Genomic DNA, 23,893 nt, shown 5'->3' on the forward strand with positions numbered 1-23,893 from the left:
CTCTGACCGGCGCAAACGACGAATCTCAGCCCAATCCTCCACAGCAAGCATCCCTTCGGTCCTCCCTGGCTCGGATCAAGCCAGGGTCACCGACCAGATGGTCCATTTTGAGTTGCCGCGCGGTGATCAGTTTTCACGTTCCGCCGACAGAAGCTGCCCTACGCTGGAATCGGGGCGGCGAGGAGGTTGACGAAGTGCAGCGCCGAGAGCTGATGAGAGCAATCGCCGTCATCACGGCAGCAGCGCCAGCGATCACGGCTGCGCTCAGTGCCGACGAGGTCGAACGCACAATCCGCGCGGTCGCGACTCCGCGCCGCGTCGACACAGCTGTTTTGGACAACATCGAGGCGATGCTCAACCAAGCTCGACTTCAGGATGATCTACTCGGCCCGCAGGCTGCGATCCGCACAACACTTGCCCAGGTCGACATCGCCGAGGCGTTGCTCGCCGGTCTACGGGATCCGCTGGAACGCCGGTTGAAGTCGATTCGCAGCAAGATCTCCACCTCGGCCGGATGGCAACTGTTCGACCTGGGGCGTACTGGCTCAGCGGAGGAGCATTTCGAAACCGCGCGAGACGTCGCGGACGAGATCGGTGACGACGCCGCCGGTGCGATGGCAATGGCGGAGTGGTCCGGGATGACCGAGGAAGTCGGCAAGCCCTCCGTGGCCGCCGACCAGGCAGCCGCGGCCGAGATGCGCGCCTCTCGGTCAGGCGATCCGCTACTCCGCGCGCACACAGCCGGCATCACGGCTCTCGCCCAGGCCAAAGCAGGACACGCCTCCGACACACGGCAAGCACTGAATCGGGCCGACAGCTTCGACGTCACCACACCGCGCACGCCGGAACAGTCACTGGCCTACTTCTGCACAGCGGCACATGTTGCCCGTATGCGCGCCAAGGCACTTCACCAGATCGGTGACCTCACAGCAGCGATCGAAGCTGCCGAAGAATCGCTGAGGCTGCAAGCTGTCCGAGACCGCGCAGCGTCCCACATCCTGCTCGGAACGATCCACATCGACGCCGGGGACCTCGACGCCGGGCTGAGCGCAATCCTCGAGGGCGTGGAGGCCGAGACCTCGAACGGGTCAGCGCGGGTCTCTGGCCAACTGCACAACGCCCGTACATTGATACATGTCCGGGCTCCGGGCTCCGAGGCCGCACGGACGCTCGATGCGCGTATGGCCGAGCTGCCGCTGATCTGACCTTCCTCGGTCCGCTCGAGACGCAGCTTGATTGTGGTCGCCGCGCGGCGATATCGCAGTGGCCGGGCACCACTGCGTCACCGGTAGCTGACCGTGGCCGTCGCGGGTCTACCGCACACACGTAGAAGCTATCGCGCACAATACTTTCGGCGCACCAGCTGCCAGCGCCGTAATCGTCCGCGACATCGTCGAACCAGACACTACAGACCCGAAAACCTCAGGCTTGCAGCACAATACCGCCAAATCGGCGGCACAGTTCCCCGCCGATAGCCACCGACACCGCCAGATCCAGCACGATCTTGCCCGGATCATGAACGGCCAGCGGCTTGCGCCGCGGTGCCAGCGCTGCCGATAACGCCCTGCCCAACCCGGGCATGACCGCGGTGCACAGCAACACCACCGCCCCAGCCTGCCACAACCCGCGAACCGTTCCGTCAACTTTCAGCGACGGGTACCACGACATAGACTTACTCACCGAGAAGGTGCTCCTGCAACCGCGCGATTCGATCCTAGACGAGAGCAGGCGCTTGCGTTGGCCATGCAAGTGGCGTCCGTGCGCCCGCTGACGCGGGTGCGTGGGGTGGCCCAACGATGCGGCGGTGCCGAATGCAGGAGGGCCGGGCCTGCGGGCAGAGACAGCCCAGGTTCCTATTCCGGCCCGGCTGTAGCTCGCTCGACCCACTCGGCGTATGTGTCGGTGCACCAAGATATCGGCGTAGCGGTCACTTCGGGACTGTCCCAGGGGTGCAGTTCGCTGACGCGCGCCGCCAGCTTCTCTAGTGCGGCTGCTCCCGTCCGGGCGATGACCCGCCACTCCTGGCCCTCGCCGAGCTCACCCAAATGCCAGAAGACGGAGACTGCGGGCCCGGTGATCTCGGCGCCTGCAGCCAGTCGCTCCGCGACGATGGCGCGCGCAACATCTTTTGCGGAGGCTTCGGTTGGTGTCGTGGTAGTCATCGACCACACCCTTGCGGTTGGCATGCCGACAGACTAGGCGGACTCGGAGAAATCGGGTCGGCCTGGTCCGATCAGCGAGTTACTGGTTGGGCTTCATCGCAGGGCCCCCTTCACGGCACCGGCGAGTGCCGAATCGTGCAGCTCGAGAGTTGCGGGCACCGCCCCCACCGACGATCGAACACCAGGATCACGCCAAGTTGGTCGCCAGTGAGCAGGCGGATCGCGTCGATCCGCCGCTTCACCGACGCCTACCCGTGAGCGTGGACGGCATCGGATGTTGAGGACTTCACCGCGCCGACGTCGGCCAGCGACGGCCGACTGGGTCAGGCAACGATTCGCGGCTACCACCTGATGATTCGCCTGTTCTGCGACTACAGCGAGTGTGTCGGGGTGATGGTTCGGATGTGGAGCACGATGTCGAACCAGTCGCCCAGGCCGGCACCGGCGATGTGGTGGTCGGTGTCGCGGTCGGGGCTGTAGGTTCCGACGATCAGACGGAGCTTGGCGGGCCGACGCAGCCACCGCTGGACCGCTCCCGCGGGTGCGGTCCGCAAATCGAGCAAGTAGTTCCCGAGTTCGGGTTGGGCGAGCACGGTGTCGGCGAAGTCCTCCGCCGGCTCGGGAACGGCCAGGTCGGCGCGAACATTGCCGTGATGGAACGTGATCGCGACCGACAGATAGCCGATTCCGAATCGGTTCCGGAGCAAGGATCCTGTGGTCGGGAATTCCTGTGACATGGCAGCCAGGGTGAGCTGTTGCGCGACCGCGGTGTTCGACACCCCCTCCCAGTACACGATCCGATGCCCGGTGCGGTCGTGCCAGTCCACGATACGGCGGGCGGCATCGGCGGTCTCGGCAGCGAAGTCGCGGCGACCCGAGGCGGTGCTGTTCTCGTGGTATCGCAGGATGAGGCGGGCCACGTCCAGGATGTCGGGCGTGTCGGCGGCGCCCGGCAACGACTCGACCAGCGTCAGCGCGTCTTTGGCGTGGTCGGCGAACGGGCGCCCGGGATGGGTGCCGTTCGCGCGCTGAATGTGCTCACCCAGCCGATGGGCTGTCATGATCGGGTCGTAGTGGGATCTCAGGTCTCCGACCCGTTGCGGCGCAACGGTCTCGACGAACCGTGCTACTTGCGCGTAATGCGACAGTTTGGCATCCGCTGGAGTCAGGCCGAACAGGTGCAACGGGTCGCGCGGATGCGCGCGATTGAAGTTGCGCGCCCATTCCAGGACGGCGAGTGTCTCGGCGGTGCGCCACGGCACCCACGCGTCGCTCAGGATCGCCCGCGGGTCACCGGCGCCCGTCCGCACGTATTCGTCCATGGCCCCGACGACGGATTCGTCATCGAGCAGCGCGAGCGCCCGAAACCCCTTGCTCTCCACCAATATTCGCAATATGCGATGCGCCGTTGCGGACAGCTCGTGCCCAGCGCGGGTGGTCGTGCCGACTCCGACGACGACGGCGTCACCGGCCCGATCGGCCAACGGCGCGAGATCCGCTGGTGCCCCATCCGCTTCGACCGTGGCGAGGGGGTGCGCGGCGTCGCGGATCCAGTGCGTCACTTCCGCGGCGTTCCGCGTCTCATACGACATGATGACTCCATAGGGTGAGCTAACGGCCCAGCCGCACCAGCGCGGGCCATGGAGAACGATCAAAAATACCTTTGTAGATAAAGTTAATTACATTTGACCACAAAGTCAATTGCGGGCGAAGCGAAGGTCAGCCACGGGATCCGGCAGGCCCGGACACCGATGCCGCGGTTCGGGCTCACCCCGTGATCAGGGCACCAATACGGTCAGTGCCCCGGGCACCGCGCGGATGGTGACGGGCAAGGTACCGGCGGGCTCGCCGTCCGCGGTCGCGGGCGCGCCCGGCGCGGTGAGCGTGACCGCCGCGGCTCGGAACTGCTTGACCTCCGGATGATTCTGGCGCTTGCCCGCCGACAGCGCGGGAAGCAGGCGCAGCATCTCCATCCGGGACAGCGCGCCGACCACGGTCAGGTCGAGCAGTCCGTCGTCCAGCACCGCATCCGGGCAGATCAGCATGCCGCCGCCGTAGGTGCGGGTGTTGCCGACCGCGACCATGACCGCCTCGGTCTCCAGCAGGGAGCCCGCACCCGGGTTGGTCAGCCCCTCGGTGACCGCACCGGTCAACTCGACGCGGTAGGGCACGGTGAAGCGACCGGAGATCTCGGCCAGTGCCGCGACCGTGTAGCGCAGCCGCCCCTTCGGCCAGCGCATGTCGTTGGCGCGCAGGGTAACGCGTGCGTCGAAGCCCGTGCCGGTCACGGTCGCGAACCACATCGGCGTCGGGCCGGGCGCGGGAAAATCGATGCGCCCGAGGTCGATGGTCCTGGTCCGTCCGTTCAGTATGAGATCGGCCGCCGCGATCGGGGCGTCCGTCGGCACACCGAGCTCCCTGGCCAGATCGTTGCCGGTGCCCGCGGGAACCATGCCGAGCGGGACGCCGGTCTCGGCAACGGCCGCGAGAATCACATTGATCAGACCGTCCCCACCGATACAGACCACCGCATCGGGTTTCGGCCCTGAACTTGCGATCGAATCCCGCACCTGCCGAACCGATTCGGCGGCCGTCGGGGCACACACCTCGGTGACCTCGGCGCCACGCGTACGGAACCGGGCGATCGCGGCGCTCGCCATTTCGTTTCCCCTGCCGAGCCCGGACTGCGGATTGGTCACCACGGTGACCGCCCGCACGAGCGAACTCCCGGTCACGGTACCAACTTCCCGGGATTCAAGATGCCCGCGGGGTCGAGTTCGGCCTTCACCGCGCGCAGGACGCGCACACCCAGGTCGCCGACCTCGTCCGGTAGCCACGGCCGGTGGTCGGTGCCGACCGCATGGTGGTGGGTGATGGTACCGCCCGCCGCCACGATGGCGTCGCCGACAGCCTGCTTGGCGACGTGCCACTGGACGATCGGGTCGTCCAGTTGCTTGGCGATGACGGTGAAGTACAGCGACGCGCCGGTCGGATAGGTATGCGAGATATGGCACATGACCAGCGGCGGCGTGCCCTGCCCACCGAGCGCGTCAGTCAGCGCGCCGGTCACTTTCGCCTTCAGCGCCGTCACGTTCGACCAGGTGGTCGCGGTCTCGAGTGTTTCGCACAGCACGCCGACGTCCAGCAACGCGTCGCGCAGGTACGGCGCCGCGAAACGTCCGTGCTCCCACTCCTCGGCGGGCGTCGGCCCGAGCGCGGTGCCGCCCGCCGCGGCGAGCAGGGCGTTCGCCTCGACGCTGCGGGCCGCGACGTGCACCGCGCTGCCTTCGACAGTGGTGATGGCCAGACAGCCAGCTATCGGGTTGCCGCCGATGTCGCCGGAGCGGGCCAGGTTGATTCCGGTCTCCGCCTCGTCGGACAGCCGAAGGACGGTAGGTGCCGCGCCGGCCTGCACGACCGAGCGCAGTGCCGCGGCGCCTGTTTCGAAGTCGGGAAACGACCATGCTTGGTAGGCAACGGCTTCCGGGACCGGATGCACCCGAAGCGTAACCTCGGTGATCACGCCGAGCGTCCCCTCGGAGCCGACGAACAGCTCGCGCAGGTCCGGTCCCGCGGCCGAGGCGGGGGCGCGGCCGAGTTCGAGGGTGCCGCTGGGCGTGGCGATCTTCAGCCGCTGCACCATGTCGTCGAAGCGGCCGTAGCCTGCCGACGCCTGACCGGAGGACCGCGTCGCGGCGAATCCGCCGATACTGGCGAATTCGAAGCTCTGCGGGAAGTGGCCGAGCGAAAGTCCGTGCGCGCCGAGTAGTTGCTCCGCGCGCGGACCGGTGAGTCCCGCACCGAGCGTCGCGGTGCCGCTGACCGGATCTATCCGGGTGATGGTGTCGAGTCTGCGCAGGTCCAGCGCGACCACCGCGTCGAAGCGACCGCGCACGGGATCGACACCGCCGACGACGCTGGTGCCGCCGCCGAACGGAACCACGGCGACCGCGTTCTCGGCACAGTAGGCGAGCACGGCGAGGACCTGGTCGTGATCGGTGGGAAAGACGACCGCGTCGGGCGCGTCCTGCGGGCCCTCGGCGCGGCGGCGCAACAGATCCGGCGTGCTCTTGCCACCCGCGTGCAGCAACCGCTCGCGGTGGTCGGCCGACAGGTTGTCAGCGCCGACCACATCGGCCAACCCGGCTCGCTGCGCGGATGTGAGCGCCGAGTCACGCAGTGGCACGTCGCCCTCATCGCGTCGCGCCGCCGGGTCGCCGGACACCCCGAACACCTGTGTCAGCAGGCCCCGGATCCGCGCGGAAAGTGGTTTGTGTCCGGCAGGGATACCCCAGGCATCCCAGACCATACTCGCCGCAGACCCGCTGACCACGGGGCCTGCCGGGAGAGCCGAGCCCTCGACGGTGTGCTGCTGCGTCGCCATGCGTTACAGTCTGACATGTACTGTCAAGCAGTAACGAATGTCAGCCCCTTTCTCCTGGTCGGCGGCCGAGCCTCCGACAGACCGACTACCAGTGGTGACACCTTGACCGCTCCCGATGAGACCACCGACGACACCGAGCACGCACTCTCCGCCATCGACCTCGCGATCCTCGACGCGGCTCGCGCCTGCGTGCAGGAGTTCGGCGTACGCCGCACCACGCTCACCGAGGTGGCACGCCGGGCGGGCGTCAGCAGGCCGACCGTCTACCGCCGCTGGCCGGACACCGGCTCGCTGGTGGCCGAGCTGCTGGTGCGCGAGCTACGCGGCATCGTCGCGGCGACCATGCCGTCCGCGGGCACGGCGCGCGCCAGACTGGTCGAAGGCGTGGTCGCGGGCGCCGCGAAGATCCGGTCGAATCCGTTGTTCGGAAAGATCTTCCGCACCGACACCGATCTGATGCTCACCTACGTGTTCGGCAGACTCGGCCGCAACCAGCGGGCGCTGATCGAGCTGTTCGCAGCGGGCATCCGCGAGGGCAGGCAGGACGGCTCCATCCGCGACGGCGATCCGGACAGGATGGCCACCATGGTGCTGCTGATCGCCCAGTCCGCGGTGCAGTCGGCGGGCACCGTCGCGCCGATGCTCGCGGGCGAGGACCTCGACACCGAGCTCCGTCGCGCGATCGACGGCTACCTCGGCGACGGCAGGAACCAGCCGCGATGAGCACCGCGGCACCCTCCTCGATCGGAAAGGCATTGCGATGACCACGAATTGGGTGCGTACCGGAGACTCCGCACTGAACGCCGACCGCCGCGCCGCGGATCTGCGCCGGCTCGGCGACGGCGCCGAGATCGACATCCTGGTGATCGGCGGCGGCGCCACCGGTACAGGCACCGCGCTCGACGCCGCCGCCCGCGGACTGCGGACCGTCCTGGTGGAACGCCACGATCTGGCCTTCGGCACCAGCCGTTGGAGTTCCAAGCTGATCCACGGCGGGCTGCGTTACCTGGCCGGCGGCCGGGTCGGCATCGCCCACGAGAGCGCGGTAGAACGCGGCATCCTGATTCGCACCACCGCACCGCATCTGGTGCGCCCGTTACCGCAGCTTGTGCCGCTGGTCCCTGGCATCGGCCCAGCGCAGAGCGCGCTGGTGCGCGCTGGTTTCCTGGCCGGCGACGTGCTGCGGCGAGGCGCGGGAACACCTGCCGCGATCCTGCCCCGGTCACGCCGTGTCGCCGCCGCCGAGGCGTTGCGGCTCGCGCCGACCGTGCGCCGCGAGGGGTTGCGCGGCGGGTTGCAGTCGTGGGACGGGCAGCTCGTCGACGACGCGCGCCTGGTAGTCGCCCTGGCACGCACCGCAGCGGCGCAGGGCGCGACGGTGCTGACCCGCGCGGAAGCCCTCGACGTGACCGGAAATTCGGCGACGCTGCGCGACACTCTGACCGGCGAGACCCTCGAGCTGCGGCCGCGCGCGGTGGTGAACGCCACCGGCGTATGGGCCGACCAGGTCGATCCCAGCATCGAGTTGCGCCCGAGCCGCGGCACCCACCTGGTGTTCTCCGCCGCGTCCTTCGACGGCCTCAACGCCTCGCTGACCGTGCCGGTACCCGGCAGCACCAGCCGGTTCGTCTTCGCCTTCCCCGCCGCGCACGGCCGGGTTTACCTGGGCCTGACCGACGAGGACGCACCCGGGCCCGTGCCAGACCAGCCGAAGCCGACCGACGCCGAAATCGACTTCCTGCTCGACACGATCAACCCCGCGCTGCGAGAGCCGTTGACGCGCGCCGATATTCGCGGTTCGTATGCGGGGCTGCGCCCGCTACTGCAGACCGCCGAAGACAGCACGGCCGACATCTCGCGCAAGCACGCGGTGCTACACGCGCCCACCGGTGTCGTCACGGTTGTCGGCGGCAAGCTCACCACCTATCGGCGGATGGCGGAGGACGCCGTCGACGCGGCGGTCGCGTTCGGCGGGCTCACTGCGAAGCCGTGCCGCACTCGGCGAATTCCGTTGGTGGGCGCGGTCTCCGGGGCGGCGCGCGATCGTATCGACGCCTCTTCGGTGCTGATCGAGCGCTACGGCAACGAGGCGGCCACGGTCCTGGCCGCGGCGCGCCGCGATCCTGCGCTTGCCGAACCCGTAGCGCCCGGAATGGATGTGATCGGTGCCGAATTCGCGTTCGCGGTCTCGCATGAGGGCGCGCTCGACGCCGATGATCTGTTGGATCGGCGTACCCGCATCGGACTGGTCGCCGAGGACCGGGCAGCCGCCGCCGCGGCCGCCGCGGCGGCGCTCGCGCCTATCTCCTAGGACCCGTTCTCGCCGCACCCGTGCTCGGGTCGGTCCATCGACCACGCGGCGAGTTCCGCGCGCATACACGCGCGCGGCCACTGGTCGAGGCCGTTGGCGCGTTCGGCCGCCCGCAGCGCCCGCAGGCCGGGTGTCTCCTCGTGCACCGGCAGGTAGCGGAAGCCGAGTCGCTCGTAATACGGTCCATTCCAGGCGACCTCGGTGAACGTGGTCAGCGTGATCGCCACCATTCCCTCGGCTTCTGCCCACCGCACGGCCCGCTCCATGAGCCGCTGACCGATCCGCTGCCCTGCGTAATCGGGGCGCACCGAGACCTGGTCGATGTGGGCGAGGCCGTCGACGACGCCCAGAATCAGGTAACCGATCGGGTGGTCGGCGTCATCGGCCCAGACCCAGGCGCGCCCGGCCCGCTGGAACTCACGCAACATGTCCAGTGTGGGCGGCTCGTCGTCGGCCACTGCTGTCATGCCGACCTCCGCAAACGGCGCACCGGCCGCGCGCTCGATGTCCTGCAGCGCTGGAAGGTCATGCGTCGTCGCCGGGCGGATCATCGGGCCATTGTGCGCCGACGGCCGCGGCCGGGCCAGCGAGTTTTCCGCCCGCAGCAGGCAACCGGTCCACCACGACCCCTGCGACCGATCGTCATGTCGAAATACGTTGCGCTGTCCGTCGACCGGCGCAGTTGGTGAATCCGGCGCTTGGCGTCATCCTCGAGATCGACCGCCTGCGCGGCGGGCTGGACGATCGTCTCGATCAAATGCAATAGGTGGCGAGCGGGGGAATTCCGTTGAATCCTACGGATGAATAGCTGACCGCGTATGCGCCAGCGCTGAGGATATCCGCGTGGTCTCCGGCTGTGTCAAAGAGCAGCCGCTGTCGTACCCTCGGAGTGTTCGGATCCCCATTGCCCCCGGACCGGCTCACGTCCGGTCGAAGTCAGTGCGGCCAGCACGATGAACACGGGCACTACGGTCACCGTGAGGGCGAGCGGATATCCCTGTGCATCGGCGAGGTGCTGCTGAACAGGCAAGGCGAATGCCGCGAACACCAAACCGACCTGGTATGCCATTCCCGGATAGAAAGCACGGACCGCATCCGGTGACATCTCGGTCAGATACACGGGAATTCCGGACCATGCACCCATCACCATCATCTGCATCAGGAATGCACCCGATCCGAGGAGCACGGCACTGTGTGTCCAAAAAGCAATCGGCGTCGTGAGCAACGCCAGCACGGTGCACGACACAATCGTCGTGCGCCGTCCGATGCGCTGCGACAGCGAGCCGCACATGAAGCCTCCGATGATCGCCCCCACGTTGTATATGACGGCGATCCATCGCGCGGTCGCGGTTGACAATCCCACACCACCATGGTGTGCATCGGAAAGGAAGGTGGGATAGATGTCCTGAGTGGCGAGTGCCATCCAGTGGAATACCGTCATCAACAGTACAAGGTAGCCGAAGCGCCGAATATTCTTCGGATGCATGAGGATATTTCGTGTCGAAACACCGGATATCCGCATACGCGCCTGCGTGTGCTCCCACACACTGGACTCGGTGATTTGCACCCGAATTACCAGACCAATTAGTGCCGGAATAGTGGTGACGACGAACATCCAGCGCCACGACAGTCCACACAGGTTCATCACCAGCAGCGACGCCATCGATGCCAACAGATATCCACACGGCTCGCCTTGCTGTATGAGACTGGAGAAGAATCCGCGACGTCCGACCGGAACCTTCTCCATCGTCAGTGCCGCCCCGAGGCCCCACTCGGCCCCCATGCCGATACCGTACAGCAGGCGTAGCACGACCAGCACAGTAAAGTTCGGGGCAAATGCACACAGCAATCCCGCGACGGAATAGAATGCCGCATTCGCCAGCAAGGGTATACTTCGCCCCATTCGGTCGGCCCACAGGCCGAAAATTGATGCACCGACCGGCCTCATGATCAGAGTAGCCGTCGCCAGGAAAGCAACGTCGACCAGGCCGAGACGAAATGTTTCCGCAACGGCGGGATAAATGAAAACGATGACGAAATAATCGAGGGCATCGACCGTCCAGCCGAGCTGAGCCGCCGCCACCGACCATCGCTGATCCCTGGTCAGTCTGGGCACGGCCGGCTCACTTCGGTCCACCATGCCGACTCCCTCACCGTGCCGCCGATCGCTGCCGCGAACATGATGACCGCTATACCGCAGCCGCCGAGTCCCTATCGTTCCCAATTCGGGGAAGAAAGGAAGTCAGCCCGGGGCGTTCGAGCCACACCAAAGACGCTGGGGCAGCCGATGTCGAGCTCCGGGCACCTGGACCAGATCCTGGCCGGGATCCACATCTACACGAGTAGGTCCGAAGTCCTTGGCGCGCATAGGACCGATACACAGCTCAGCGATGACGTACTGCGCGCGACCGAAGTCGATCCGGTGACCAAGAGCGTCACAACCGATCCTGCTCAGGGAGCGACATCTCGGCGCATCTACGAAAGACCTGGAGACCCGCCCGCCGAAGTAATCAGGCTCAGGGTATCGATCGGCGCTACTCCCCAGGCGTCGAGTCTTCGTGATCCGGACGAGACAGTGCGGCGAGCGTGTCCGCTATCGCCCGGTAGCCCTTGTCCGCCGCCGCCAGCACCAGTTGCTGCAGGGGCTCGTCGACAACAGCCTCATCCATCCGAGCGGCGAAGGCTGTCCAGCGCTGCCGGTCACCGCTGCCGTAGTAGGTGAGCCCACGACCGTCGGCCAGTCCGAATGTCGCGCGGACATGTGGCGTGAGCTCCAATCCGCCCATCGTGGAACCTTCCATGACGTACAGGAACCCCAACAACGAGACGGGGTCTTTCGCCATACGCTCGGAGATCACCGCCGCGAACCGGTCCGCCACGGTGAGTGCCGTGGCCGCCATGTCATCGGCGGGCACGGCATCGAAGAACTCCAGATCCTGTTCCAACAAAGGCACTTTCGCGAGGTCGGAGCGCCACACCGCGGCCACGATCGGGTCGTCCGAACCAGCCAGCCCGGTCTCCAGAGCGTCGAGGATGATCCGGTAAGCCCTCAGCTGACCCACATATCGGCCGAGTAACAGTGACCGGTTCAAAAGTTCGAGACTGAAAGGCGTTGCTTCCAGTGCGTCATGCCATGCCCGGGTTTCGGCGCGAAGCCGCTGCATGATCATGCGCGAACCGCGGCATACAGCCGATCCATCACGTGACCCTTGCGATCGATCGTCATGTCGAAATACGTTGCGCTGTCTGTCGACCGGCACAGTTGGTGAATCCGGCTCTTGGCGTCTTCCTTGAGCTCGACCGCCTGGGCGGCGAGCTCGACGATCGTCTCGCGGAGCTCGGGGTGACCGAGCGTGAACGTCTTCAACCGGTCGCCGACCATGTCGGTGCCGAACTCGGGCAACGTGGGTTCGGCGCCGAGCAGTTCGAGGCATACCCGATTGGTGAGCCCGTCGAAATCCTCGTACGTGTTGGCCCCGCCGAACTCGGGCACGAAATCGGTGAGGTCGTTGAAGATCTGGCTCGCCAAGCCCAGCTGCCGCATCGCGTCATCGAGTACCGTCAGTTCGTCGTCCGGCACCCGCAACGCGGTCGCGGCCGCGTTCAGTGGCATCCGGAACAGCGTCGAGGTCTTCAGCGTCGCGACCGACTCCCAGAACTTCACCCGATCGTTCACCTCGGCCGCGACGATGTCGCGCCGGACCTCGGCCAGCCGGGTGGACATATCTATCGCCTGACCGATGAAGCCGTTCTCGACGGTCTGCACGAGGTAGTTCACGACGGCGGGTGTTTCCACGTGGCGCAGCGCGGCGAGCACCATCCAGGCTCCGGTGTTGAGGGCAAGCGGAACCCCGTGGGTGGCATGCAGTGCGGGCTCGCCGTATCGCACCGCACTACCGTCCTCGATGTCGTCGAGAACGACCGCGGCCTTCAACAGAATTCGGACCGCGACCGCCACCCGGCGGATGACCGCCAAGTCGGCCGCCGCCTCGCCGGTGCTGGCGAAGCCCCGGTAGTTGCGGAAGACCCAGTACACGATCGATGGCCGGAAGCCGGGACCGCCTGCCGGTCGCAGGGCCTCCTGCCCCACCTTCGAGCCGAGCGCGTCGGTGATCGGGTCGTGAAACGACTGCCGCAGTGCGGTGTCCAGCTCCCGCGGCCCGTAGGCCGCGCCGGCCACTTTCGACGCCGAGACCGTCAGTTCGGACAGGAATACCCGAAGATCCGTTTCCAGCCGTTCGGAGTCGCCGCGCACGAACTCGCTCACCTGTGTGTCATTCTCGACGGCAGTCATCTGTGCCTCTCCTATCGGGCCGACCCGAGGACTTCGGGGGCGGCCGACCTCCGGCCCCAGTCCTTCGGTGGAGGCCGTGCATTGTGGAGGAGTGTATGGACGATGCGGACCGGATGGTTTCCCAATATGGGGAGGATTCGGTTCGGCTGAATATTTGTGCGGTTCGGTCAGCGCGGCCGGTCGAGGCGTCCGCGACGGCAGTGGAAGCCGTGCCGGGCAGGATGCCGCCCACCATCAACGTCTCTTTTCCGCGGTCAGCAACAGACTGCGTGGGATCAGAGTTGCTGCGACAACCGTTTCCAAGGCCGTCGTCGCACCCGGATCGGGGCGCAGCCGCCAGCGGGCGGCGATCGTCGACACCGCCAGGGTGGCTTCCACGACAGCGAACACGTCACCGATGCAGCGCCGGGGACCGGCACCGAAGTGCAACATGGCTTTGTGCGGGATCTCTCCGACCCGCTGCGGAGACCACCGGTCCGGATCGAACGTGTCGGGGTCGGCGAAACTTCTCGGATCACGTTGCACCGCATATGAACAGAGCATGACCGACGATCCGTTCGGGATCGTGTGACCGCCGAGTTCGAGATCTTCGTTGGCCCGCCGGGTGAGTATCCACGCGGGCGGGTAGCACCGTAATGCCTCACTGATCACCTGCGCGGTATAGACGAGGTTCGGGACATCCGCATAGTCCGCGGGCCTATCGCCGAGCACCCGATCTACCTCCTCGTGGAGCCGCCGCTCCACCTCCGGATGCTTGCTCAACAGGTAGAACACCCAGGTCAGTGTGGCCGAGTTGGTCTCGGACCCGGCCACCATGATCGTGATGATCTGGTCGTGGATCTCCTCGTCGGACAGCCCACCTGCGGTTTCGGAATCCCGTGCCTCGATCAACAACGCCAGCAGGTCGTTACGGCTGTTGCCCTCGGCGCGGTATTCGACGATGAGCTTGTCGATTATCGGATGCAGCCGGGCCAGGTACGACGTATATTCCCGGTTGCGTGCCAACGGCAGCCTGTTCAACACCGGAAGCGGCGCGATCATCCGCTGGTACAACAGTTCGAATATGCGCGGCATGTTCAGCCGCATTTCCTGCTCCAGTTCCTTGCCGTGGTGGGAGCGCACCAGCGTCTTGGCGGCGACCGCGAAACTCAACGCGGCCATCTCCTGCCGGACGTCGAGAACCTGCCCCTCTCGCCACGTTCCGATCTGTTCGACGATCTGCTCCCGCATGATCTGCGCGTACTCGACGATTCGTTCACGGCGGAACACCGGCTGCATCAGTCGCCGGTGGCTGCGATGCATCGCGCCCTCGGAGCTGGCCAGACCGTAACCCACCAGGTCACGGGTAATTTCGATGGACGCGCCCTTGTCGAACTTGCGCGGCTTGTCGACCAACATCTCATGGGCCAGCGTCGCGGAGTTGATCACATACACCCGCTGCGGCCCCAGCTTGACCTGGACGATATCCCCGTACTCACGAAGGGACCCGAAGAAACCCAGCGGGTCTTTCCGGAACTGTAACGCGTGCCCCAACAGCGGAAGACCACCCGGGACAACAGCTATGGCAGGATCGGACACGACTTCCTCCTCATCTCAGGACGTCAGTGTGCACGTATTCCGAATGGATCGCATTCGATCCAACGCCGCTCGACGGGCACGGGTGCAACCTGTTCGAGGAGGACGGGTACCGACTCCGACAGCTAAAGTTCGCAGATGATTTTGTCCGATCCCTTGCCTCTTCCCTGCGGCCAGGTACTGCCCAACCGGGTGATGAAAGCCGCGCTGAGCGAGGTTCTCGGCGACCTGGGACAAAGTCCCGACCAACGGATCCTGCGGCTCTACCGTCGTTGGAGCGAAGGCGGATTCGGCCTGCTGCTCACCGGCAATGTCATGATCGATCGTGCGCAACTGGGCGAGCCGGGCAATATCGTGGTCGACGACGAACGGGACCTGGTCACACTGACGCAATGGGCCGAGACAGCGCATGCCGGCGGGTCGCCGATCTGGATGCAGCTCTGCCACCCTGGTCGCCAAGCCAATCCGGTTGTCAATCGACAAGCGCCGGTGGCCCCGTCGGCGATAGCTGCCGACATCCCCGGATTCCGGGTTCCCACCGCACTCACCGAGCCCGACATCCACGACATCATCGACCGGTTCGCGACAACAGCGCAGATCGCCGAGAAAGCCGGTTTCGACGGGGTCCAGATCCATGCCGCACACGGGTACCTGGTATCGCAGTTTCTGTCGCCTCTGGCGAATCACCGCGACGACGACTGGGGCGGTGACCCCACCCGGCGGGCGCGGTTCCTGCTCGAGATCGTGCGGCGGGTCCGCACCACCGTAGGCCCACAGTTCGCGGTCTCGGTGAAACTCAACTCCGCCGACTTTCAACGCGGAGGCTTCACCGAGGACGAATCCAGCGATGTCGTGGCCCGACTGGCGACCGAGCGGATCGACCTGCTCGAAATCAGCGGCGGCAGCTTCGAGTCGCTGGCGATGATGGGCCGCCCCACCGATCGCCTTGGGAGCGCCCAGCAGCGTGAGGCCTACTTCCTGGAGTACGCCCACACCGTCCGCGCCATCGCCGCCGCCACTCCCCTCGCGGTCACCGGCGGATTTCGGTCGCGCGCGGCCATCGTGGCGGCGTTGGAAACGGGTGACTGCGACATTATCGGCCTCGGGCGACCGGCATGCCTGTTCCCGGACGCAGGCCGGGCCTTACTCGCCGGGCACAAGCAGCTGCCCAGCGCTTGGGTGTCACGGGTACGCACAGATCCGATCTCACGCTCGCGCACCGTTCGCTCGCTCGCCGGAGCGGTGGATCTGCAGTGGCACACCGATCAGTTGCACCGCATGGCGGCGGGCGCCGAGCCTGCACCCCAGCGCTCGCGGTGGCGAACGGCATATTCGATGGTCCAGCGCAACGGTGTCGACGCCTTCCGCCGCAAACGTGGGTAACCACTCCGTTCCGGACCGACGCGGGGCCAATCTCCCGTTAGCGAACGATCAGCACTATCGGTCGGCCGGCGTGGCGAGAATGCCGTTGACCAGTACCCGCATCGCCCACGCCGCGCGCGCGTCTCCGTTGCCTGCCAGCATGGTGTCGCGCATGGCCACAATCGTCGGATACCGGTCGGCAGGCAGTTGGGCGAAGTGCTGCTCGACAGCGGCAACGTAGTCCTGCTCAGTGCCGTCCTTGGTGTTATGGGCGCTCTGCTCGGCGGCCGCCGCAGTGATGTGTAGGTAGATCAGGTCCACCGCCCAGGAACTTGTGCGCTCGTCCAGTCCCGCCTCGGCGAGCAGCACCAGCATCCGCTCCACCAGGCGCAGCGCGTTCGGGCTGGCCGGAATCGCACCGAGCGCGACAAGGGCCAGCCCCTCGTGGCGGCTCATCGCCTCGACAGTCGACTCGACCAACGCGGTGAGCCGATCGCGCCAGGTCGCCCCGACCGATTCCGGAACGGTGCCCAGCACGTGGTCGAGCATGGCGCCCATCAGATCGTCGCGATTGGCGACGTAGACGTACAGCGAGGCAGCACCGGTATCCAGGTCCTGCGCGACGCGGCGCATGGTGAGCGCCGCCGCGCCGTCCCGGTCCAGGATGCGCAGGCCGGTCTCGATGATCACTTCGCGGCTCAGCGGAGCTTTGGCCGGGCGGGCTCGGCGGCTGACAGCTGCTGCGCTCATGATCCGAGCATAGCTCGTGACGAACATCGTTTGACACGAACGTCGTTCGTGTCGAACACCGCTGCCAAGCTACACCGAGGCTCGTTGCCGAGACCTATGCCACAGTCGCGAATGAACACGCTGGACAGCGCTCAGATGGGTCGAAGACCACAAAGACCAGCTCACCACGGTCGAGCCAGGTAGCGAGAAGGTGCATGACAGCGAGGATTTCGACCACTGGACCGCAACGTGGGAGAAACACGGACCCCGCCGCGGAGTGCGTCGAGGCCGGAGTTCGCACGGCGTGGACGCTCTATGCTGGCTTCGGTATGCCGGTAGTTGCGCCGGGAAGGAGGGCGCGGGTGCGCAGAAATCCGTCCACCGTAGGTATCGCACCAGGCGACGGATTGGTCGCCCGCTTCGGTGCGGTTGTCGCCTACCTGGGTGGCGAAACCGCCTCTACAGATCGAATACTCGGCATCATCGAGGCCGTCGCCGACGAGGAACACCCTGGTGCGGCGCTGGCCACGCGCCTGGCCGCGGCGATCTTCGGCGGCAGCTCGCAGCCGCCGCCGTTCGGTGTCGTCGCGCCGACGGCGGACGGAATGCTGATCCTGTTGCGCGGACCGGTGACCGCCGAGATCCAGGGCGCTGAGGGCACCCGCCGCCTGGCCGGCGCACGGGCTTTCACCTGGGTGGACGAGATTGTGCGCGAGCCGGCGCGGCGCATCGCGATCGGCGCGGATACCGGCGCACCGCTGACCCCACGGCCGCGCACCGATCTACGCGCGGGTGCGGTTCCCGGCGGCGGCTTCGTCCTGCACGCCGCGGTGCGGCGGGCCGGGAAGGCCACCGAGGCCACCGCGAATACGTCGCCACCCGAGCGCGCCGCCGGTTCGCAGCCCGAGCCCGAACCCACGGCCGCGTCGGGGTTCGGCGCGATGCCCGAGCCGACCGGCGCTTCCGACGCCGTCGTGCCGGTTCCCGCCCCGCCGACCGAATCGGCGCGCCCGCCGGCCAAGCCACGCCCACCCCGGCCCGCAGCGGACCGGCCGCTCGCCTGGTCCCAGGTGCAGCCCGCGGCACAGGCGCGCCCCGAGCCGGTCGCGCTGCGCAAGGCCGCACTGGAGAACGGCGGAACACGGGTCATTCGTCCGTCCGCCATGCCCGGGGACGCTGCCGTCGGTGCGCTGGTCTCGGCGGACGGCGCAGCGTATCCGCTGGACCGCCATTACGTCATCGGGCGCGGTCCGCAGGTGGACGAGTCGGTCCGCGCGGCGACCGCCGATCCGATCGTCATCCAGCGGGACCGCCGCGTCTCTCGCGTCCACGCCTATGTGTCGGTCGACGGCGGCAAGGTCTACGTGCGTGACGGCGCCGCCACCTCGGGCACCTTCATCGCTGCCCCCGGCACCGATCAGTGGACCCGAATCGGCACGGCCCCCACCGAACTCCTGCCCGGCTGGCGCGTCCGCATCAGCGAGCGCGTCCTCACCTATCGCGGCGACGGCCCTTGCACAGGTGGCGCCGACATCGCGGGCGCGCGGCGGCGAGGCTGAGCAGCCGTCTCGGACCCGATGGAGGCGATAAGGTAGTAGCGGCGCTTGCCGCTTCGCTGTGTGGTCGGCACCGCCGCCGCGGCCCGTGCGGCCGGACCGACGGCGCACCGGGCGGCTGGGCAGAATCCCCACGACACCGACCGCGAGCAGCGCGCGGCACTCACCGCGCCGCGGTGTGCATACCATGCGAGAAGCCGGTCCCGTACCGACGCGGACCGTGTGGAGAGGACAATGACGTCATGCACCGAAACGGGCCGATCCGGGATATCGACGAGTCCGAGCTGACGGTGACTCCGCCCGAGGAGCAGGCCGCCGGCCTCACCGCCGTGGCGGTGGCGCTGAAGCGCTCGGTCGAGGAGATGGGCGTGATTCGCACTGCCCGCACCCTCGCCCGCGTCAACCAGGTGCATGGCTTCGACTGTCCCGGCTGCGCCTGGCCGGAGCCGACCGGCCATCGCAGGCCCGCCGAGTTCTGCGAGAACGGCGCGAAAGCGGTCGCCGAGGAGGCGACCCTGCGCACGGTCGGTCCGGAGTTCTTCGCCTCGCACTCGATCGAGGAGCTGAGCGACAAATCCGGGTACTGGCTCGGCCAGCAGGGCAGACTCACGCATCCGATGGTGCTGCGGCCCGGCGACACCCACTACTCCCCCATCGCCTGGGACGACGCCTACCGCATGATCGCGGATCAGTTGCACGCCCTGGCCGCTCCGGACGAAGCCGTGTTCTACACCTCCGGCCGCACCAGCAATGAAACCGCGTTCCTCTACCAGTTGCTGGTGCGCGGCTTCGGCACCAATAACCTGCCGGACTGCTCGAATATGTGCCACGAGTCCTCCGGCGCCGCACTGTCGAGCTCGATCGGGATCGGCAAGGGCTCGGTCTCGATCGACGACTTCGAGGCCGCGGACCTGATCATCGTCGCCGGCCAGAACCCGGGCACCAACCATCCGCGCATGCTCAGCGCACTGGCAGGCGCGAAGACGAAGGGCGCACGGATCATCGCCGTGAACCCGTTGCCGGAGACCGGGCTGCTCGGCTTCCGCGACCCGCAGACGGTCAAGGGTGTCACCAGCGGCGTCGCGATCGCCGACGACTTTCTGCAGATCCGCCTCGGTGGCGACCTGGCCTTGTTCCAAGCGCTCGGGCGCCTGCTGTTCGAAGCCGAGGATCGCGCGCCGGGAACGGTGGTCGACCGGGAGTTCGTCGACGCCCACTGCGCCGGATTCACCGAGTACGAAAAGAACGTGCGAGCCGTCGATTTCGCCACCGTACTGGCAGCGACCGGCCTGAGCCGGGAGGAACTCGACCGCACCGCCGAGCTGTTCGCGCGGTCGAACAACATCATCATTTGCTGGGCCATGGGCTTGACCCAGCAGCCGCATGCCGTCGCGACCATCGAAGAGGCCACCAACCTGCTGTTACTGCGCGGGATGATCGGTAAACCGGGCGCCGGCGTCTGCCCCGTGCGCGGCCACTCGAACGTCCAGGGTGACCGCACCATGGGTATCTGGGAGCAGATGCCCGAGGAGTTCCTCGACGCGCTGGACCGCGAATTCGGCATCACGAGCCCGCGTGCGCACGGCTTCGACACGGTCGAGGCCATCCGCGCCATGCGGGAGGGCCGAGCGAAGGTGTTCTTCGGCATGGGCGGCAACTTCGTCTCCGCCACCCCGGACACCGCGGTGACCGAGGCCGCGCTGCGCGGCTGCGCGCTCACGGTGCAGGTCTCCACCAAGCTCAACCGCAGCCATGTCGTGCACGGACGGACCGCCTTGATCCTGCCCACCCTCGGCCGCACCGACGAAGACCTGCGCGACGGCGTGAAACAGCAGGTTTCGGTGGAAGATTCGATGTCGATGGTGCACCTGTCCACCGGACGATTGAAGCCGGTCGGCGACGAGCTGCGCAGCGAGGTAGCGATCGTCTGCGAGCTGGCGCGGGCACTGTTCGGCGCGGACCATCCGGTGCCATGGGCGCGGTTCGCCCGCGACTACGACGCCATTCGCGACGCGATCTCCCGGGTCGTGCCCGGGTGCGCGGATTACAACGCGAAGGTCAGGCAGCGCAACGGTTTCCGACTTCCGCATCCACCGCGCGACAACCGCGAGTTCCGCACCGCCACCGGCAAAGCCAACTTCGCGATCAACGAACTGACCTGGCTACCGGTGCCCGAGGGCAGGCTCATCCTCCAAACACTGCGCAGCCACGACCAGTACAACACCACCATCTACGGCCTCGACGACCGCTACCGCGGCGTGCACGGCGGCCGCAAGGTGGTGCTGGTGCACCCGGATGACATCACCGAATTCGGTTTCGCCGACGGCGACCTGGTGGATGTGGTCTCCGAATGGACCGACGGCACCGAGCGCCGCGTCGAAGGATTCCGCCTCGTCTCCTACCCCACCCCGCGCGGCAATGCCGCCGCCTACTACCCCGAGACCAACCCGCTCGTGCCACTGGATCATGTCGCGGCACGCTCGAATACGCCGGTGTCCAAAGCGGTCACCATCCGATTCGAACCGAGCGCAGCATGAACGAGCCGATCCTCGACACGGCACTTCGGTGGAAGACAGGGCCGAACGGCAGCGAGGCGCGGCCATGAGCCGGGTCACCGCCCGCCGCCGCATGCGCCGGATCTCCCCCTCCGGCGAGATCCAGCGGCCCGACACCCTCGCCGTCGAGGAACCCCTCGAAATCCGTATCGGCGGCCAGTCGTTGATGGTCACCATGCGCACCCCGGGCAACGACGTCGACCTGGTGCACGGATTCCTGCTGAGTGAGGGCGTGATCGACGCCGCCGAAGTGATCATGGCCGCGCGATATTGCGCGGGCACCGACGAAAAGGGCAGCAACACCTACAACGTTCTCGACATCACGCTGCGCACCCCAGCCCCCGTCCGGACCCGCGCATTCCTGACCACCGGCGCATGCGGCCTGTGCGGCAAGTCCGCTCTGGACGAGGTGCGCACCCACACCCGGTTCCCGCTGCCCGCGGACGGTCCGGCGGTGGACAGCCGGGCACTGGCCGCCATGCCGGATACGCTGCGCGGCCGACAGTCGGTGTTCGACGCCACCGGCGGTCTGCACGCCGCCGGCCTGTTCACCGTCGACGGCGCGGCACTCGCGGTGCGCGAGGACATCGGCAGGCACAACGCGGTGGACAAGGTGATCGGCTGGGCATTGCGCGAGAACCGCATTCCCGCACACGATCTGGTGCTCATCGTCAGCGGGCGCGCATCATTCGAGCTGGTACAGAAGGCCGTCATGGCGGGTATCCCGATGCTCGGCGCGGTGTCGGCGCCGAGTTCGCTCGCGGTCGACTTGGCCGCCGAGGCGGGGCTCACGCTGGTCGGTTTTTTACGCGGGGACACCATGAACGTCTACAGCCGCCCCGAGCGGGTCTGTGCCGAACCGGGAGCCGCAGCACTGTTGGCGTGACTCACTATTGCCTGCACCGGATTGTCCGCCTTAGCGTGGCTGGACGGAGTCGGAAATACGGCCGGCGAGAACGGAGCGACCGATGCGGATCTCGGTACAGGGGACCGGCGAGGGCCTGCGGGTACGCATGCGATTCGAGCGGTATCGTCGCCGCTTGCTGATGACGCGGACCGTTCTGGTCGTCTTGGCCGTCCAAGGCGGGATCATCGGACTCTGGGCCATGCTGGCGCCGCACTCCTGGTACACCAGCTTCCCCGGGTTCGGCGCGCAGTGGGTAGCGGTCGACGGCCCCTACAACCATCATCTGACGGCCGATGTCGGGGCATTCTTCTTGGCGCTCACCGCCGTCACGGTCGCCGCTCTCGTCGTAGACGGCACCGCCGCCGCCCGGATCGCGGGCGTCGGTTGGCTGACCTTCGGCCTCCCGCATTTCGTCTATCACGCCTTCCACCGGCCCGACGGGCTGGGCACCGCCGGTTACACGATCAGTCTGATCGCCGCATTCCTGCTCATTGCCGGCGGACTGGTCTGCGTCTTCGCTCCGCCGCGCGGCGATATTCCGCTGTCGGACCCGCGTCCGATCGATGTCCGTTTCCCGCGCCGCCGTCCGCGCGCGTCCCGCTGACCGACACCGCGGACGGTCCTGCCGTTCGGTGCGGGAAACTCTCGTCCGGGACGCCCGTGGGCGGTGGTCGTCACCACGGGCGTGATCCGGTGCGGCTGCGATACGACGCCGCGTTCTTCCTGAACTCCTGAACGAGCGCCCGCGCCGCGTGCCGCCGACGTGAGCGTTCGTTCCCTGGTCCGGCGAACCTTGCCGCGCCCGTCAGTCCTTCAGCGCCTCGAGCAGCGCCGCACGCTGGCGCGCGCCGAGACCGCCGATCCGGCGGTCCTCGGGGATCTCCGCCTGGTCCATCAGCTTCGCCGCCTTCACCGGCCCCACCCCGGGCAGGGCCTTGATCACGGCGGCGACCTTGGTCTTCTTGACCAGTTCGTCGGAGTCGGCCTTCTTCAGCAGGTCGGCAACCGAAACCTTGCCCTCCTTCACCTTGCCGATCAGTTCGGAGCGTGCCTTGCGGACCGCAGCCGCCTTGGCCAACGCCTCGGTGCGCTGCTCTGCGGTCATGGTAGGCAGTGCCATGTCTCCTCCGCTTCCACTCACTCGAACATCCGGTTGACCGGACCGAGTAAACATCACGCCGCCGAGAGCGCAAGGTCGACACACCGGGGCCGCAACGGCGGAAATAGCGATGACTTATCCGGGTCTACGCCGTCCGAACAGGTAACCGGCCCACGTTCGGCGGCCGAAGTGGACGAAAGGAATACCACGTCATGGAGCTGTCTCTCACCCAGTTCGTCACCCTCGACGGCATCTACCAAGCACCCGGTGGGCCGCAAGAGGATCCCAGCGGCGGATTCACCCACGGCGGATGGTCCGTGCCGTTCGGCGACGCGGATTTCGGCGCGTTCATGGACGAGGTGTTCGGCCGGGTCGACGCGTTCCTGCTCGGACGGCGCACCTACGAGATCTTCGCGGGCTACTGGCCGAACATCACCGATCCGGTCAACCCGGTCGCCTCGAAGCTCAACGCGCTGCCCAAGTACGTCGCGACCAGGACGCTGACCCGCGCCCACTGGGCAGGCACCGAACTGCTGCGCGGCGATCTGATCACCGAGGTGGCCGCGCTGAAAGCACGTCCCGGCCGCGAACTCCAGGTGCACGGCAGCGGGAACCTGGCACACAGCCTGCTGGCGAACGGCCTGGTCGACACCTTGTACCTGCTGACCTTCCCAGTGCTGCTCGGCACCGGAAAGCGGCTGTTCACCGCCGACGTCCAACCCACCGGCCTCCGGCTCACGGATTCCCGCCCAACCAGCAGCGGCGTCGTCATCGGCACATACCGCAACGCGGGCGCGCCCCGGTACGGCGACTACACCGAAGAGGCCGCCGCGGTGCGGTAACACCGGCGACGTTTTCCACGACAGGATGAACGGCGGCTCCAACGCGGGATCAAGGTTCAACGGCGAACCAGGGGGATCAACGACGATCCCCTACATCGGGCGCGATCGGCTGACCGA

At 67.1% G+C, this 23,893-nt stretch carries 21 protein-coding genes; 9 read left to right on the forward strand and 12 right to left on the reverse strand.

Features of this window, described 5'->3' with window-relative positions; translation table 11 throughout:
- Nucleotides 1–212 precede the first annotated feature (212 nt).
- The gene (locus AB4Z47_RS26470) at nucleotides 213–1,205 is read left to right on the forward strand and encodes a hypothetical protein (RefSeq protein WP_441954665.1); all 993 of its coding nucleotides are present in this window, start codon (nucleotides 213–215) and stop codon (nucleotides 1,203–1,205) included.
- Between the two features lie 217 nt (nucleotides 1,206–1,422).
- Here the strand turns inward: AB4Z47_RS26470 and AB4Z47_RS26475 are convergent, their stop codons facing one another.
- The 5 genes from AB4Z47_RS26475 to AB4Z47_RS26495 all read right to left on the reverse strand — a co-directional run bounded on the left by AB4Z47_RS26475 (nucleotide 1,423) and on the right by AB4Z47_RS26495 (nucleotide 6,471).
- Entirely contained in the window at nucleotides 1,423–1,680 is a 258-nt protein-coding gene (locus tag AB4Z47_RS26475) for a hypothetical protein (protein ID WP_441954667.1), read from the reverse strand.
- 173 nt (nucleotides 1,681–1,853) lie between these two features.
- Nucleotides 1,854–2,162, reverse strand: a complete 309-nt coding sequence (gene cutA, locus AB4Z47_RS26480) for a divalent-cation tolerance protein CutA (RefSeq protein WP_441954669.1) — start codon at nucleotides 2,160–2,162, stop codon at nucleotides 1,854–1,856.
- Between the two features lie 371 nt (nucleotides 2,163–2,533).
- Nucleotides 2,534–3,754 (reverse strand): erythromycin esterase family protein, encoded by a 1,221-nt coding sequence (locus AB4Z47_RS26485; RefSeq protein WP_441954671.1) that lies wholly within the window; start codon nucleotides 3,752–3,754, stop codon nucleotides 2,534–2,536.
- A gap of 186 nt (nucleotides 3,755–3,940) precedes the next feature.
- Entirely contained in the window at nucleotides 3,941–4,897 is a 957-nt protein-coding gene (locus AB4Z47_RS26490) for a diacylglycerol kinase (protein WP_441954673.1), read from the reverse strand.
- Nucleotides 4,894–6,471 (reverse strand): FAD-binding oxidoreductase, encoded by a 1,578-nt coding sequence (locus AB4Z47_RS26495; RefSeq protein WP_441954748.1) that lies wholly within the window; start codon nucleotides 6,469–6,471, stop codon nucleotides 4,894–4,896. Before AB4Z47_RS26495 ends, AB4Z47_RS26490 begins: the two co-directional genes overlap by 4 nt.
- A gap of 177 nt (nucleotides 6,472–6,648) precedes the next feature.
- Between AB4Z47_RS26495 and AB4Z47_RS26500 the strand changes: the two genes are divergently transcribed.
- Together AB4Z47_RS26500 and AB4Z47_RS26505 are read left to right on the forward strand one after the other, a co-directional pair.
- Complete coding sequence (locus tag AB4Z47_RS26500; RefSeq protein WP_441954675.1) at nucleotides 6,649–7,269, forward strand: TetR/AcrR family transcriptional regulator; 621 nt, start codon at nucleotides 6,649–6,651, stop codon at nucleotides 7,267–7,269.
- 37 nt (nucleotides 7,270–7,306) lie between these two features.
- Entirely contained in the window at nucleotides 7,307–8,857 is a 1,551-nt protein-coding gene (locus AB4Z47_RS26505; RefSeq protein WP_441954677.1) for a glycerol-3-phosphate dehydrogenase/oxidase, read from the forward strand.
- Here the strand turns inward: AB4Z47_RS26505 and AB4Z47_RS26510 are convergent.
- The 5 genes from AB4Z47_RS26510 to AB4Z47_RS26530 all read right to left on the reverse strand — a co-directional run bounded on the left by AB4Z47_RS26510 (nucleotide 8,854) and on the right by AB4Z47_RS26530 (nucleotide 14,729).
- Complete coding sequence (locus AB4Z47_RS26510) at nucleotides 8,854–9,408, reverse strand: GNAT family N-acetyltransferase (protein WP_441954679.1); 555 nt, start codon at nucleotides 9,406–9,408, stop codon at nucleotides 8,854–8,856. The two genes, AB4Z47_RS26505 and AB4Z47_RS26510, sit on opposite strands and share 4 nt — an antisense overlap.
- A 308-nt stretch (nucleotides 9,409–9,716) precedes the next feature.
- The gene (locus AB4Z47_RS26515; RefSeq protein WP_441954681.1) at nucleotides 9,717–10,997 is read right to left on the reverse strand and encodes an MFS transporter; all 1,281 of its coding nucleotides are present in this window, start codon (nucleotides 10,995–10,997) and stop codon (nucleotides 9,717–9,719) included.
- A gap of 394 nt (nucleotides 10,998–11,391) precedes the next feature.
- On the reverse strand, nucleotides 11,392–12,027 hold the full coding sequence (locus tag AB4Z47_RS26520) for a biliverdin-producing heme oxygenase (RefSeq protein WP_441954683.1): 636 nt from the start codon (nucleotides 12,025–12,027) through the stop codon (nucleotides 11,392–11,394).
- Complete coding sequence (locus tag AB4Z47_RS26525) at nucleotides 12,024–13,151, reverse strand: polyprenyl synthetase family protein (RefSeq protein WP_441954685.1); 1,128 nt, start codon at nucleotides 13,149–13,151, stop codon at nucleotides 12,024–12,026. Before AB4Z47_RS26525 ends, AB4Z47_RS26520 begins: the two co-directional genes overlap by 4 nt.
- Nucleotides 13,152–13,385: 234 nt before the next feature.
- Complete coding sequence (locus AB4Z47_RS26530) at nucleotides 13,386–14,729, reverse strand: cytochrome P450 (RefSeq protein WP_441954687.1); 1,344 nt, start codon at nucleotides 14,727–14,729, stop codon at nucleotides 13,386–13,388.
- Nucleotides 14,730–14,864: 135 nt separating this feature from the next.
- On the opposite strand from AB4Z47_RS26530, the gene AB4Z47_RS26535 reads away from it, so the two are divergent.
- On the forward strand, nucleotides 14,865–16,109 hold the full coding sequence (locus AB4Z47_RS26535; RefSeq protein WP_441954689.1) for an NADH:flavin oxidoreductase/NADH oxidase family protein: 1,245 nt from the start codon (nucleotides 14,865–14,867) through the stop codon (nucleotides 16,107–16,109).
- Nucleotides 16,110–16,163: 54 nt separating this feature from the next.
- On the opposite strand, the gene AB4Z47_RS26540 is transcribed toward AB4Z47_RS26535, so the two are convergent.
- Nucleotides 16,164–16,838, reverse strand: coding sequence for a TetR/AcrR family transcriptional regulator (locus AB4Z47_RS26540; protein ID WP_441954691.1), 675 nt, complete (start codon nucleotides 16,836–16,838; stop codon nucleotides 16,164–16,166).
- Nucleotides 16,839–17,179: 341 nt separating this feature from the next.
- Here AB4Z47_RS26540 and AB4Z47_RS26545 point away from each other — a divergent pair, with 341 nt between their 5' ends.
- From AB4Z47_RS26545 to AB4Z47_RS26560, 4 genes are all read left to right on the forward strand, one after another.
- Nucleotides 17,180–18,376: an FHA domain-containing protein gene (locus AB4Z47_RS26545; protein WP_441954693.1), complete on the forward strand. Its 1,197-nt coding sequence runs from the start codon at nucleotides 17,180–17,182 to the stop codon at nucleotides 18,374–18,376.
- A gap of 239 nt (nucleotides 18,377–18,615) precedes the next feature.
- Nucleotides 18,616–20,910 carry an FdhF/YdeP family oxidoreductase gene (locus AB4Z47_RS26550; protein ID WP_441954695.1) on the forward strand — a complete coding sequence of 765 codons (2,295 nt, stop codon included), beginning with the start codon at nucleotides 18,616–18,618 and terminating at the stop codon, nucleotides 20,908–20,910.
- Between the two features lie 64 nt (nucleotides 20,911–20,974).
- Nucleotides 20,975–21,814 carry a formate dehydrogenase accessory sulfurtransferase FdhD gene (gene fdhD / locus AB4Z47_RS26555; protein WP_441954697.1) on the forward strand — a complete coding sequence of 280 codons (840 nt, stop codon included), beginning with the start codon at nucleotides 20,975–20,977 and terminating at the stop codon, nucleotides 21,812–21,814.
- 82 nt (nucleotides 21,815–21,896) lie between these two features.
- On the forward strand, nucleotides 21,897–22,439 hold the full coding sequence (locus AB4Z47_RS26560) for a hypothetical protein (protein WP_441954699.1): 543 nt from the start codon (nucleotides 21,897–21,899) through the stop codon (nucleotides 22,437–22,439).
- Nucleotides 22,440–22,640: 201 nt separating this feature from the next.
- On the opposite strand, the gene mihF is transcribed toward AB4Z47_RS26560, so the two are convergent.
- Nucleotides 22,641–22,955, reverse strand: coding sequence for an integration host factor, actinobacterial type (gene mihF / locus AB4Z47_RS26565; protein WP_040865486.1), 315 nt, complete (start codon nucleotides 22,953–22,955; stop codon nucleotides 22,641–22,643).
- Nucleotides 22,956–23,146: 191 nt separating this feature from the next.
- Here mihF and AB4Z47_RS26570 point away from each other — a divergent pair, with 191 nt between their 5' ends.
- Nucleotides 23,147–23,776: a dihydrofolate reductase family protein gene (locus AB4Z47_RS26570; RefSeq protein WP_441954701.1), complete on the forward strand. Its 630-nt coding sequence runs from the start codon at nucleotides 23,147–23,149 to the stop codon at nucleotides 23,774–23,776.
- The last annotated feature ends 117 nt before the right edge of the window (nucleotides 23,777–23,893 follow it).

The sequence above is a fragment of the Nocardia sp. 2TAF39 genome, assembly GCF_052114905.1.
GTDB lineage: Bacteria > Actinomycetota > Actinomycetes > Mycobacteriales > Mycobacteriaceae > Nocardia.

What these genes read in the sequence shown, in the direction of transcription:
- AB4Z47_RS26515 (WP_441954681.1), bottom strand. Translation starts at nt 10,997, where the DNA reads ATGGTGGACCGAAGTGAGCCGGCCGTGCCCAGACTGACCAGGGATCAG.
- AB4Z47_RS26525 (WP_441954685.1), bottom strand. Translation starts at nt 13,151, where the DNA reads ATGACTGCCGTCGAGAATGACACACAGGTGAGCGAGTTCGTGCGCGGC.
- AB4Z47_RS26570 (WP_441954701.1), top strand. Translation starts at nt 23,147, where the DNA reads ATGGAGCTGTCTCTCACCCAGTTCGTCACCCTCGACGGCATCTACCAA.
- fdhD (WP_441954697.1), top strand. Translation starts at nt 20,975, where the DNA reads ATGAGCCGGGTCACCGCCCGCCGCCGCATGCGCCGGATCTCCCCCTCC.
- AB4Z47_RS26510 (WP_441954679.1), bottom strand. Translation starts at nt 9,408, where the DNA reads ATGATCCGCCCGGCGACGACGCATGACCTTCCAGCGCTGCAGGACATC.
- AB4Z47_RS26485 (WP_441954671.1), bottom strand. Translation starts at nt 3,754, where the DNA reads ATGTCGTATGAGACGCGGAACGCCGCGGAAGTGACGCACTGGATCCGC.
- cutA (WP_441954669.1), bottom strand. Translation starts at nt 2,162, where the DNA reads ATGACTACCACGACACCAACCGAAGCCTCCGCAAAAGATGTTGCGCGC.
- AB4Z47_RS26560 (WP_441954699.1), top strand. Translation starts at nt 21,897, where the DNA reads ATGCGGATCTCGGTACAGGGGACCGGCGAGGGCCTGCGGGTACGCATG.
- AB4Z47_RS26535 (WP_441954689.1), top strand. Translation starts at nt 14,865, where the DNA reads ATGATTTTGTCCGATCCCTTGCCTCTTCCCTGCGGCCAGGTACTGCCC.
- AB4Z47_RS26495 (WP_441954748.1), bottom strand. Translation starts at nt 6,471, where the DNA reads ATGGTCTGGGATGCCTGGGGTATCCCTGCCGGACACAAACCACTTTCC.
- AB4Z47_RS26540 (WP_441954691.1), bottom strand. Translation starts at nt 16,838, where the DNA reads ATGAGCGCAGCAGCTGTCAGCCGCCGAGCCCGCCCGGCCAAAGCTCCG.
- AB4Z47_RS26550 (WP_441954695.1), top strand. Translation starts at nt 18,616, where the DNA reads ATGCACCGAAACGGGCCGATCCGGGATATCGACGAGTCCGAGCTGACG.
- AB4Z47_RS26520 (WP_441954683.1), bottom strand. Translation starts at nt 12,027, where the DNA reads ATGATCATGCAGCGGCTTCGCGCCGAAACCCGGGCATGGCATGACGCA.
- AB4Z47_RS26505 (WP_441954677.1), top strand. Translation starts at nt 7,307, where the DNA reads ATGACCACGAATTGGGTGCGTACCGGAGACTCCGCACTGAACGCCGAC.
- AB4Z47_RS26470 (WP_441954665.1), top strand. Translation starts at nt 213, where the DNA reads ATGAGAGCAATCGCCGTCATCACGGCAGCAGCGCCAGCGATCACGGCT.
- mihF (WP_040865486.1), bottom strand. Translation starts at nt 22,955, where the DNA reads ATGGCACTGCCTACCATGACCGCAGAGCAGCGCACCGAGGCGTTGGCC.